The following is a 12,469-nucleotide window of genomic DNA, read 5'->3' as shown; positions in this document are numbered from 1 at the left end:
CTCACGCCCCTTTACATGTCTCGATGAAACCGTTCGAAGAAGGCCTGTAGCTGCTCGGGATCGAACGGTTTCACAATGAAGTCCACGGCACCGGCGGTGATGCATTCTCGCAGCTTTTCTTTTTGATTTACCGCACTCACCATGACGACGTTTGCGGCGGGATGGCTTGAACGGATGGCTTTGAGAGCGGATAGGCCGTCCATTTCGGGCATGACCATATCAAGCGTCACCATGTCGGGATGATGCTCGTCGAACAGTCGCACGGCTTCGGCGCCGTTCGGGGCTTCCGCTACGACGGTCCACCCGGCCTTGGTCGCGATCTCGCGAATTTTCATCCGCATGATCAAGGCGTCGTCAACGATCATTAAACGCTTCATAATGTCTCGCACGTTTTGCGATGGAATGGACCGAATGAACAAAATTGGACGCGCTCACAGTTCGACGGGTGGGCAGCCGACAATTTCGACGATAACGCTGCCAGTCTGCACATCATAGGCGACGCGACGCCCCTGTTGCCCGCCACAATGTCGGCCGACAACCGGAATTCTTGCATCCTTTAACAGTCGCTCTACCATGGTCAGGTTTTGATCTCCGATACCGGCCATTTTGGTGGTTGCGAACATGTTCGCGCCGCCTGCAATTTTTGCGGTCAGGTTTCCGGGCTTGCCCCCCGCTCGTTGGATGAGACGAAGCAGTTCTGGCAACGCGGTATCTGCGAATTTTCCTGGCAGTCGAGTTTCACCGTTTGATGTCGGCAGGACGATATGGGCAAGACCACCGACACATTGTTTTCGATCATGAAGAACTAATCCGATACATGATCCAAGTAGCGTTCGAAGCGTGCCTGTTCCTTGGATGACGTCCAGTTCGCCGATCCCAATTTTTCGTTCGGTGCCGTCACGATCATCATGAGCGGGAATGTCGGGCATCGCGTCTTTCCGGGCCAATCATGACAGGTCTGTGAGGATTTCTGAGAGTCGCTGTAGTGACGCGGGATCGGGGATCAGCAGGAACGTCCAGCGAAGTGCCTGGCCCTGCAGGTCGAATCGTGTTCGGGCAAAGACCACGTCGCCGTTGGCGACCGCCTGGTCCATGAATGCGGTTTCCAACAGACTTTCTGCGAAATCGCGCAGGAACATCGGCGGCGAAGGGATTAACTCAACTTGATTGTGACTTCGTTGCGACAGGTCATTGGAGATTCCATTGAGGTATGCACTGCCCGCAATGTTCATCGTTTCCAAGACACACGAGCTTTCGACTTCACCCCATTCGTTGGCAGTTCCCGCCGTGCGCCCTGTCAAGATATCGGAAAGCGCCAGTCCGCTAGGATCGTCGAAGGCTAGCAGCATATGACCCGTCAGTGTGCCCTGCATTTCCATCAGGCACATACAGACGGGGCTGTCTCCTTCACCGAGTACCCCGATTGCGACGTCGAGTGGACACTGATTGACGGAGTCGATCGCCATGGTCATGGTCGAGTTCAACCATTTCACCAAGGCGGCCGACGCTTCGGCCGCGCCCTGATGAAAGGCCTTGGTCAACTGTGCAATTTGTCGATCATTAAATGTCTGAGATTGCATGGTCTGGCAAACGACTCCTTTCTTTTGGCGTGAAGTCCGCGTGAAGGGCGATCAGACGGCACCTGTGAGCGTTCGTTCCGCCGCGAGGTCAATGAGCGCCGCCGAATCAATCATCAGGCAGACGGCGCCATCTCCCAAAATGCTGGCACCTGACAATCCACGGACGGGCTGAAAATTCTCTGTCAGGGACTTGATGACCAGATCGGCTCGACCCACCAGTGAATCGACGGTCAGTCCCAGTGTTTTTCCACGGGCATGAATCACGACGACATTTGCCGTGCGAGTGGTGCTCGTCGTTGACAATTCCGGCGAGTTGCTCGTCGTGCCCCACTTGAAGATCCCCTTCATGCTGACCAAGGAAATCAGCTCACCTCGAACATCAATGGTGACGTGACGGTGGACCACATGAATCTGATCGCGCGGGATGGAAACAATCTCGCGGACATCGTCGAGCGGGATCGAAAAGTAATCGTTCTGATAACGCATCATCAAGCTGTGGATGATCGCGAGGGTTAGCGGCAATCGAATCGTGAACGTGGTTCCGACTCCTGGTGTGGATGCGACTTCGATCGTACCGCTGAGTTCAGAGATGGTGCTGCGGACAATATCCATGCCGACCCCGCGTCCCGAGATTTCCGTCACCGATTCGGCGGTGCTGAAACCTGGATGCCAGATGTGGCTGATCGTCTGCGCTTCGGTCATCTCATTCACTTGGGCCGCCGTCGCGAGACCTCGCTCGATAATCCGGGTGCGAATCCGGTCGGTATTGATTCCGGCTCCATCGTCACGGACCGTGATCCAAACGCTGTTCCCGCGGTGGGCGGCTTCGAGAACGATCGTCCCGACCACTGGCTTTCCGGCGGCCCGACGCTGCTCAGGGCCTTCCATACCGTGATCGATGGAATTCCGAACAAGATGCAGCAAGGGATCGCCGAGCGCGTCGATCATTCGCTTGTCGAGTTCCGTTTTTTCTCCTTGGATGATCAACTGCACCTGTTTGCGGCGTTCCGTGGACAAATCGCGAATGACCCGTTTGAAGCGGTTGAACAACGGGCCGACGGGGACCATGCGCGTATTCAGTACGCCTCGCTGCAGATTCTTGGAAACGCGCGTGAGTTGATCGACGGCGTCACTGATGTCCGCAAAGTGACGATGTCCCTCGGCCCAAAGAATTGATTGCCGGTCGAGCGCTTCCAGATCCTCGTCGAGGCCCTGTGTGATCTGCATCCAAACGTCGTCCTTGTCGAACGATTGTTGGCGTGATTGACGAAGGCTCTCGAATCGTTCTCGAAGTCGATCCGTTAACTCGCGTGACTTCTTAAAGACGGCGCTATTTCGGAACAGTGGACTCATGTCACTGGCGATTTGCGAGAAGCGGGCGTTTGCAACGACAAGTTCGCCCGTGAGGTTCATGAGGCGATCAAGACGGCCAATATCGACTCGGAGGGTTTCGCTGGACTGGATTTTCGCGTCGGGGGCTTCTGTCTCGGACTTGCCGGGAGTTACATCGGAAGCAATGGCAGACGCGTCAGGAGGTGCGGAGGACTCTGGTGGGGCAGGTGTCGTTGCTTCGGCAGTGAAGGGACGCTCTGGTGGTGGCTCGACGATCGTCGTCGGTCCTGATGGAACTGGTCCTGATGGAACCAGCAGCTTCATATTCAGCTCGTTGCCTTGAATCTCGATGGCTTCAACCCCGTCGACGTTGGCGATCTTGCGGACTTCGTCGATCTTTCGATCGGTCACGAGCGTCAAGGAGAACAGCGGGAGTTCGTCGAAGCTATGCGCATCATCGATTGGTGGCTCGCACGAGATGATTTCGCCGATAGAGGACAGTCGCGCGACGATCAGTCGCGCCTTGAGGTCCGCCAGTTGCAGGCCGGGGCGAAACCGAACAACCAGATGCAGGCCGCCGGAGATCGTCATGACGGGCATCGTCGTCATGACGACGGCGGGTGTTTCTGGATTTGAGGATCTGTGTCGTTCGTGTTCCTGAAGCTGATTCAGCAGTTCGGTAGGGTCGCCCTGGTTGAGATCATCGCTTCGCAAGCGTCCCAGAAACAGGCGAAAGTAGTCGACGCATTTGAGGACGAGCGTGGTTGTTTCCCGATCCAGGATCGCCTGTCCCGATCGATAGCGTTCGAAACGATCTTCGAGTTCGTGGGCAAAATTCCCCACGATTTCGAAGCCCAGCATCCCGGAGGATCCTTTCAAAGAGTGCAGCATGCGAAATGCTTTGTGCAGCGCTTCGTCGTGGTGCGGGTTCCCTTCAAGTTTCAGGATCGCTTCGACCAGACCGTCGAGCTCTTCTTCTGATTCGTCGATATAGACTTGAAGGTACTGGGCCATGTCGTCCGAGAAGGGCGAGCCAGAGTCCGACGTCGGTGGCGGGTTGTCATTGGTCATACTGTCGCCAGCGTTTTCGTGAAATAGGGGGCAGGCACCTTGGACGTCACAATGTCCTGGCATGTTTGAAGCGGGTTGGAGCGAGTCTCCGTTGTTTCAACAGGCTGCTACGCTTTCTGATAAAGGAACGTGGATCGCTTCTGGAGCATGCCGAGCATGTCAAAGATTCCCTCTGAGGGTCCCACCACCAGATACCCTCCTGGGGCCAGTGAGTGGACGAGATGGTTAATGACGATTTGCTTGGATTCCCGACTGAAATAGATCAAGACGTTTCGAATGAAGATACAGTCGTACGCCTTTTGAGGATTGGGCTCCATCAAATTGTGATTCGAGACGGTGACGAGTTGCTTCAGTGAAGATTTCGCTTCCCAGCACGATGATCCGGCTTCGTGATGAAAGTATCTTGCTCGAAGTTTTTCTGGGACTTCCGTGGCAACATCGGGCCCAAAGAGCCCGGCGCGGGCTTTTGCAAGTACCGTTTCGCTAATGTCAGTTCCGTGAATCTCGATCTTCCAGTCAGTCAGCTTGTGGCGGTTCTCAGCCAGGCACATCGCGATCGTGTAGGGTTCTTCGCCGCTGCTACAGGCGGCCGACCAGATACGGATACTTTGGGGGTGCGTCCCCAGGCGCGCTCGTTCGCGTAGCTCGTCGACGAACGTTGTGCCGAGCCATTCGAAATGTTTCTCGGTCCGGAAGAACGACGTTTCATTCGTGGTCACGACATTCAGGAACTCTTCACGTTCATCGCGCCCGGCCGGCGAACGCAGCAGCTTCAGATAGGCCTGGAAGTCAACGGCTCCAGTTCCTTTCAATCGTCGGCGAATCCGATTGCTGAGCAACGTCACCTTGTTCTCCGGCACGCGAATCCCACAGAGTTGAAAGATTAACGCCTGAAACTGTTCAAATTCCTGCGCCGTCAGTTGCGAAGCATCCACAGCCGCCCTGCCCTTTTTAATTGAGACTCCGTTTACGCCATTCGCATGGTGTGGAAAAGTGCCGGACTGATGGGTATCAGACTTTGAATCTCTTCACCAAGTCTCGCATGGTGGAGGCTTGAGCACCCAGTTCTTCGGCGCTCGCGGCCAATTCTTCCGAGCTGGCCGCATTTGATTCTGTCGTTTTTCCCACGGAATGAATGGCCGATTGAACCTCTTTCGCACTCTCGGCCTGTACCTCCGTGGACTCGGCGATACGGGTGATTCCGCCCGCTGTTTGTTCGACTGCCTGGACAATCGCATGCAACGAATGCCCCACTTTCTCGGACAGTTGAGCTCCTTCAGAGACGCGTCGTGTCGACTCTTTGATGAGCTGCGTGATTTCTTTGGCGGCCAGGCTGGAACGTTCCGCCAGTTTCCGAACTTCGTCGGCAACGACGGCGAATCCCAATCCATGTTCTCCGGCGCGTGCGGCTTCAATTGCGGCGTTGAGTGCCAGCAGATTTGTCTGGCTGGCAATCTCGCTGATCACCTGGATGATGTCATTGATCTGCTCGCTCGATTTCTGGATCAGTTTCATCGCGGCGATCGCTTCGGTGACGGACGAACCGCCGGACTGAGCCAGGCCCGTCGTCGAGCCCGCCTGCTGTTTGGCAATGGCGGCACTTTCAGAGATGACCTGGATCGATCTGAGCAGATCTTCGACCGAAGCGGACATCTGTTCGACCGAGGCAGCCTGTGTTTGCGCGGATTCGCTGAGGTTTTGTGAACTCTCGGCTATGGCCTGCGCGCCTTCATTCTGCTGGTCCGCAGACTCAATGACCTGGCTGATCAATTCCCGTAGATCAATGCTCATCCGGCGAACACTGGCGGCCAATCGACTGAGGTCGTCATTGCCGGCGTCCTCGACGTTTTGGGTCAGATCACCATTGGCGATCGCTTCGACTACGGTCGTCAGTAACGTCACGCGTTTTCGCAGGTCTTCCGCAGCGGCGCGCTGTTCGGTCTGGATTCGCAGCGTTTCGTTCTGGGCCAGCACGGCGCTGGTAATATCGGTTGCGAATTTGACGACCTTCAGAATTTTGCCATGCGCGTCGGCGATCGGATTGTACGCGGCTCTGATCCAGACTTCGCGGCCTCCCTTGGCAATCCGTTTGAAGTCATCCGCGATATGTTCGCCGCGTTGCAGTTTCGCCCAGAAATCGCGGTAGTCGCTGGTTTGCGCGAACTGATGATCGACAAACATGCGGTGATGGTGGCCGCGAATTTCGTCGAGCGAATAGCCCATCGCGTTTAGAAAATTGTCATTCGCCGTGATGACGGTGCCATCGGGAAGGAATTGGATGATGAGATTGGTGCGGCCGATGGCTTCCATTTGTGCCGCATAATCGGCTTGCTGCATCTCGAGTATTTTCTTCTCGGTGATGCGATCCCAATTGACCATGGGGCCGAAGTAATTTCCTTCGGAGTCATACAAGGCGGTCACGTTCAGGTCGAGGATTTCGGGGCCAAGCTGAATTTCGGCATGATGTGGAAGATTCTTGGGATTCGAGAGCAGCCTGCGTTGGCTTTCGGGATTGGCGTGAAAGACGTCGATCGACTTACCTATGAGTTGATCGACCGGAAACGGCAACAAATGTTGCAGTTCAGTCAGCGTCTTCACTGATGCTGGATTCATGTAGACGAGATTGAGGTCTCGATCGGCGACGATGACGCGAATGGATGCGTTTTTGACGAGTTGTTCAAAATCCAGGGTCTGTCGCGCGGCGGCCGCGCGACCTCGGCTGCGTGTGGGGCGGGCCGGTTTGTCCAAAGCCATTACAGGCTCCTCAGAAGTGAAGTCGACGGTGTGTATGGAGTTTATGCACAACCAATGATTGGTCGGATGCAGGTTGTCGAAACGGGGGTTTCATTGAGATCTATGGATTTGTTTTGTTCATGAATACATTCGGGAAGGATCATTTTTTCATGGATGACGTCACTGACCTACTCTTTAAGGTCGAATGACACCCCACGACTCGCGATCTGTCGCACTTGTTCCATCTTCGCGGGATCGAGCAGTTCGTCGATTTCGAGCAGGACCACCAGTCGGGTATCGAGCTTGGCGAAGCCGGCGATATAGGCCGTTCCCTCTGATTTGACAATCTCGGGCGCGGGTTGAATTTGTTCAGGTGTGATGCGAATGACCTGCGTGACCGCATCGACCGTGCAACCGATTGTCTTTGTCCCGACGTTGGCGACAATGGTTCGCGTTTCTTCGTCTTTCTCTTTCGGCTCCAGATCAAAAAGCCGGCGGAGATTGATAATTGGGATGATGGTTCCCCTCAGATTGCTTACGCCTTCGATGTAGTCGGGAACCTGAGGCATACGTGTGACGCGATCGGGAATTAGGATTTCCTGAATTTGCTCAATTCGAAATGCATATTCTTGATCCGCCAGACGAAAACCGACGAACTGCATCGACGACTTTGCTTTCGCGCGGGAAACGGCTGGCGTCGAACTGGATTCTGCCTGGTCTGCCACCGGTCGAAACCCTTGTCAAATGAAGTCCGTGTCGAAGCGAGAATGTCTCCCATGACGTCAGGGAACACGTTCTTTCCTGACATCAGATCAAGAGTATTAGAGAGGCTACGTCATGCTCATGGTCTGAGACGACCTGTGTCAATGTGCTTTAACACGGTTCGGGGCGACATCTGTTCTTATCGAGTCAGGACCGGCACGCTTGGAATAAACAGACTAGGCGCTGTGCAGTGAGTTCGCGTTGACAAATAGCAACAACACCCTGTCGCTGGATTGCGCGAAGGAGAAGTTTCCCGTGATCAACTTGTACGGTCGCCACGACCGGCGCCAATTTCGCGGATTTTGCGATGCATGCGGCAATTCCGGCACCGCTGTCAGGCGAATCGGATCGCCGAAGCTGCAAGATTAAATCTGGCGGTGAGTCTGATGCGGTCAATTCTTGAGATGACATCCGGACGTCCACATCCAGCAGATTTAGATCGCGAATCAGGTCGGCGAGTGTGTCGGGAATCCGTCCAGAATCCAAAACGATCTGCAATCGTACTGACAGCGGATCGATTGGCACTGTCAGCGGTCCAGTGGTCATGATGCTGGGACCCGTTGCGTGCACCACACTCAAGATTTCGTCGGGGCGCACTTTTTTGGGAGCCAGGACAAGACTGGCGACCTGACCGATTGCCGCGAGATCTTCGATGGTTGAATCGTTTGAATTCAGCACGAACGTCGAGTGCCGAAATTGTGGCTGCTGGCAAAGTTCATGTAGAAAATCGATTCCACGCCCGTCTGGCAATTGCATCGACGTGATCAACAAGTCCGGTACGGATTGCATCACGGCCTTGCGGCCGGCCTCGATGTCCGGGACGACTTGTGTGGCACGAGGGCAGACTTGTTCGAAGACGTTCCGCAGCATCAGCCCCTGCAGTTTCGAGGGCTCAACGATCAAGACGGTTTTCAATGGGCGGTCGACGATTTCCGAATTACTGCCCGAAACCGTCGTAGCTGCCGGCATCCCGTTGAGAAGTGCTTCGAGATCGGTTACGAGTTGCGTGCAAGTTTGATAACGGTCAGCGGGGTTCTTCGCCATGGCTTTGGCGACAATTCGATCGCATTCCGCGGGTGTCGATGGTGCAAACTCCGTTGGAATTGGCGGAGGCTTGGTCATGTGGGCCGTCATGACCTGTACGATCGAGCGACAGTCATGATAGGGGAATCGTGCCGTCAACAGGCGGAAGAGTGTGGCTCCGAGGCTGTAGATGTCGGTCCGGGCATCAATCTCTTCGGCTTCGAATTGTTCGGGACTCATGTACTGCGGAGTCCCCAGGATCTGCCCCGCTTTCGTGACGGCAGAATGGGGATGGTTTGAAGCATCCAGAAGTTTTGAAAGGCCGAAATCCACAACTTTGACGAGACCGTCTTTCGTGAGCATCAGATTTTCGGGTTTGATATCGCGATGGATCATTCCCGATTCATGTGCGGCCGCCAAGCCACTTGCAGCCTGAGCGATCATGCGGCAGGCTTCGTCCCAAGGCAAACGGCCAGCATCGCCGACGCGATCCGCAATACTGCCGCCGGACAGCAGTTCCATCACAAGATAGTACTGGCCATTCCATTGATCGATGTCATAGATCGACACGACGTTCGGATGATTGAGCCGCCCGATGGCTCGTGCTTCACCCAGAAATCGCTGCAGTGCCGTGGGAGAGCTGCTCAGATCGCCCGAGAGAACTTTCAGTGCCACTTCGCGTTCGATGAGCGGATCAAAGGCCAGATAGACCGCCCCCATGCCACCTGATCCGAGTTGTGAGCGGATCTCGTATTTTCCAACGTTTTGCCCGATCACGACGCTTACCCCGGGGGTGTCACTTTCCGTCGTGAGGCCGACCACCGTTTTCGAGTCTCGATCGGATTCTGTTGACTCAGAACCCGTACCAATGAACGTTTCCGCGCTCAGGGTGGACTCGGCATCATCCGCGTCGGGCGGTTCCGATCGCGATGTGGAATCAATAGGAATCACGAGAGTCTCGATCGAAAAGCAATAAAGATGGCCCATTGGAACGGTTGTCTGACTGACAGCACGCGCGCCGTGTCGTCGCAATCCCTTGCAAGCAATTGAAAAATACGGGCACAAGCACCTCCACTGAGCGACTTCAAGGCGCTTGTCCGTTTTGGCGGGACTGGGCTCCGTCTTTCAATCATTTGCAGAGTGAGTAAGCTGATTTGACTAGCTTCCTCACTGAATCCATCGGCTTGAGCACCGATGCCGATGGGATTCGAGGCAAGAGAAAATCGATCCACGCGCTACACTACCGATGTTGGGGTAACGGATCAATCAGTGATTCTGGATTGCCGTTGGAGAATCATCGCAGAGGCCAGCCATGATTTGTCCGACGCTTTTTCAACACGCGTCTTAATTGGGGGCGTCCTGCGTGGAAATGCGCAATTCCCGCTGTCTTCCCCTTGGCTGGCGTGAATCGATCACTTCCCTGGGACCGGTATCCTGCACTGCTTTGTGGTGGCAGGATACCGGTCCGACATCGTTCTGAGAGCTCATTCCCGTGAGAGTCGCTTTTTTGATGAACATAATTTACGGCGGGTTGGGAATGCTTCGCTTGGCAATGCTTTTTACACCCCGGGAATGTGCCTGCGTGGCCCTGATCATGATTCTGTTCGAGGAAAAACAAAATCATAAGGAGCGTTACCAAACGGAGCTTGGTAACGAGGAATGTCTCTGTCGTTTCCAAGAGTTTGGAAGGTCTGCCGATGGCTGGGAAATCTGCCGCGTTCGTCCGTTTCGCCGTCAGTCAGTCGTGTTTCGCGCGAGCAGAATCGGGGCTAGTTCGCGTCGAGCAAAGCGGGGGCTCATGGGGCCGTAGTGATTGCTGAAGTTTCCGTCGAGAGCCATGGAGAAATCGTATGGACGTTGGAAGAGTTTTTGATGGTAGAGCTGAAAGTCATAGGGGTTGTTCGGGACGTGGAATCCGGTCGCACCGGCTGCGGGGCCGTAGTGGCGATCGATGGTGCCGAAGAGTGTCGTGCCAGCGACGAGCAACGGTGCGTCGCCGATTTGTGATGAATAGTTCCAAATGCCGCGACGGACTTTGCAGAGCGCGGATCTGAGGTCGTAGTCGGGTGAGATTGCCGCCGCCAGAAGAATGGCGGAATCAACCTGACGATCGGCGGGTAAGGCGTCGAGTGTCAGAAGCACCATTCCACCGCCCCCCGAGTGCCCGATCAGATTGACCGGGCAGCCTGGATGGGCGTCCTGAAAATGGACAATCTTGCTGGCAATCAGTGTCGCCTGCGCGCGGTTTCGACTCTCGGACATGAGGTGATAAAGCATGAGCGCCGGAGTGCCGGTTGTCCAATCGACGATCTCGATCTCGGACTCGACGCCACCCCGTTTGAGGCCGCGTACGAATGATGCATGGCCCAGGTGCGCGCTTTCAATTCCCGTCAGAACGAGTGTCAGTCCCTGAGGATGCGAATCGGTCAAATGGAGATTCATCAGACGCGCGCAACCAAGACTCGGCATCACGCAAATCAATGCAGTGATGAGACTCAGCCCGATGCGCGTTCGAGGCACGAGCGTGGTGTTCACGATGAATTCTTACTGCATCGCACGATTCAGTCCTCTTCGAGCACCAGTTCGGTGGAAATTTCCCGGCCTTTACGGAGCAGGCGGAAGGAGACTTTGCGACCGGGCTCGTACGTGAGAAGTTGCCGCATTGCGAACTGGTCGAATTCCGTTGCCGATTTGCCGTCGATTCGCACCAGAACGTCGCTCGGTTGGATTTCCGCCCTGGCAGCGGGGCTCGTTGGCTTGACCGATTCCACAGTCACGTTGCCACTGATCCAGCGCAAGGACATCCCGCAACTGGCATGTGGTTCTGGTTTCGCATGATCAGCGCCGGTTCGCAGGTAGACGGCTCGATCAGGGAAATCGAAAGTCACTCGGTAGCGAGAGAGATACCGCAGTCCGATGGAACTCGGACCCACGCGGGACATTCTCAATCCTTCGTGGTGAATCGGACCAATTGCAAGGTGATCGAGATATCCGCGTCCCCCTTGAACCGGTCCTGCGACGGTGACACTCGAAAAGGGGCCGCCTGCTCGCAGATGTTGTTTCTCGACGAGCCGATCGAACAGTTCCGGATTCAGAGAATTTCCTTGTGCTCCAGTATCGATCAGAAATCGTTCTGGGTGTATGTCGCCAACCGATCCTGTCAGATAAGGAACTCCACTTTCGAAAAAACCGAGTGCAAGCCGGGTTCCTAGCCTTGATCGCGGCTGCAGCAACGAGTCCATGAAGGTGAGCGTTCCACGGTCAAAATCAATCGTCAGGCGTTGAGAACGCAGGATGTCCATGCCCAGCACGCCATCGATTTGCTTGCTGGAGGCCTGACGCAGATCGGTGAGATCAACACAAACCACGTTCAGGTCCGATTTGAGTGACTGTCCATTAAGAGAGATTTTCGGCCAATGAAATGTTTCAACGTTTGTGATCCCGGCAGGCGTCTGCAATCGCTGGCGTCCCACCGTGGTGCCAAGTGTATCGCGTAAGCTCAGATCGAAACCGGTACGGCACGCGCCTGTATCCAACAGGAACTGGAGAACTCGTCCTTCCATTTCGATTGGTAACAGGATCATGCGTCCATCTTTTCCGACGGCGAATTCTCCGGACAAGCTAGGCATGTCGTCCGCGGCGAACGGGTCGGCAGTCCAGCCGATCGTGCTGATGGCCAACACGCAGAGGGCAACCAAGGCGAGCGTGCCTGACCGATGAAATGGGATCAACCTCTTGAAGAGATGGCTCAATCTCGAATCACCGCAATCCGGGACTTTCGCCTGGACATCGCGCAGGGCGACGCATTTGTCACGCGAAGCGTCTGATCCTGTCGATTCCATGACTGCCCATTGACACATCGGTTTTTTGCTTCTTGCAGCGTTATCTGGCCACCGAAACATTGCAGGATCTTCGCGTTGCGCTTGTCGCGGAGATTCTTACCAGACGTACCGCGACCCGTGTCGCCA

At 55.3% G+C, this 12,469-nt stretch carries 10 protein-coding genes; all 10 read right to left on the bottom strand.

The features are described from left to right. Nucleotides 1–11 precede the first annotated feature (11 nt). The 10 genes from OSO_RS0125695 to OSO_RS0125645 all read right to left on the bottom strand — a co-directional run bounded on the left by OSO_RS0125695 (nucleotide 12) and on the right by OSO_RS0125645 (nucleotide 12,361). On the bottom strand, nucleotides 12–377 hold the full coding sequence (locus OSO_RS0125695; protein WP_202799975.1) for a response regulator: 366 nt from the start codon (nucleotides 375–377) through the stop codon (nucleotides 12–14). A gap of 54 nt (nucleotides 378–431) precedes the next feature. After that, nucleotides 432–929: a chemotaxis protein CheD gene (locus tag OSO_RS0125690; protein ID WP_010585913.1), complete on the bottom strand. Its 498-nt coding sequence runs from the start codon at nucleotides 927–929 to the stop codon at nucleotides 432–434. 18 nt (nucleotides 930–947) lie between these two features. Continuing rightward, nucleotides 948–1,580, bottom strand: a complete 633-nt coding sequence (locus OSO_RS0125685; protein ID WP_010585912.1) for a CheC, inhibitor of MCP methylation — start codon at nucleotides 1,578–1,580, stop codon at nucleotides 948–950. A gap of 51 nt (nucleotides 1,581–1,631) precedes the next feature. Next, nucleotides 1,632–3,983 carry a chemotaxis protein CheA gene (locus OSO_RS0125680; RefSeq protein WP_010585911.1) on the bottom strand — a complete coding sequence of 784 codons (2,352 nt, stop codon included), beginning with the start codon at nucleotides 3,981–3,983 and terminating at the stop codon, nucleotides 1,632–1,634. Nucleotides 3,984–4,090: 107 nt separating this feature from the next. Further along, nucleotides 4,091–4,918, bottom strand: coding sequence for a CheR family methyltransferase (locus OSO_RS0125675; RefSeq protein ID WP_010585910.1), 828 nt, complete (start codon nucleotides 4,916–4,918; stop codon nucleotides 4,091–4,093). 76 nt (nucleotides 4,919–4,994) lie between these two features. Next, nucleotides 4,995–6,737, bottom strand: a complete 1,743-nt coding sequence (locus OSO_RS45125) for a methyl-accepting chemotaxis protein (RefSeq protein ID WP_010585909.1) — start codon at nucleotides 6,735–6,737, stop codon at nucleotides 4,995–4,997. Between the two features lie 167 nt (nucleotides 6,738–6,904). After that, complete coding sequence (locus OSO_RS0125665) at nucleotides 6,905–7,441, bottom strand: chemotaxis protein CheW (RefSeq protein WP_010585908.1); 537 nt, start codon at nucleotides 7,439–7,441, stop codon at nucleotides 6,905–6,907. 184 nt (nucleotides 7,442–7,625) lie between these two features. Then, nucleotides 7,626–9,452, bottom strand: coding sequence for a serine/threonine-protein kinase (locus OSO_RS48555; protein ID WP_162130562.1), 1,827 nt, complete (start codon nucleotides 9,450–9,452; stop codon nucleotides 7,626–7,628). A gap of 783 nt (nucleotides 9,453–10,235) precedes the next feature. After that, nucleotides 10,236–10,970 (bottom strand): alpha/beta fold hydrolase domain-containing protein, encoded by a 735-nt coding sequence (locus OSO_RS0125650; protein ID WP_157605453.1) that lies wholly within the window; start codon nucleotides 10,968–10,970, stop codon nucleotides 10,236–10,238. Nucleotides 10,971–11,062: 92 nt separating this feature from the next. Beyond that, nucleotides 11,063–12,361, bottom strand: a complete 1,299-nt coding sequence (locus tag OSO_RS0125645; protein ID WP_010585905.1) for an aspartyl protease family protein — start codon at nucleotides 12,359–12,361, stop codon at nucleotides 11,063–11,065. Nucleotides 12,362–12,469 lie beyond the last annotated feature (108 nt).

This window comes from Schlesneria paludicola DSM 18645 (assembly GCF_000255655.1).
In the GTDB taxonomy this organism is placed as follows: domain Bacteria; phylum Planctomycetota; class Planctomycetia; order Planctomycetales; family Planctomycetaceae; genus Schlesneria; species Schlesneria paludicola.
This window is presented reverse-complemented; position numbering and strand designations above follow the sequence as displayed.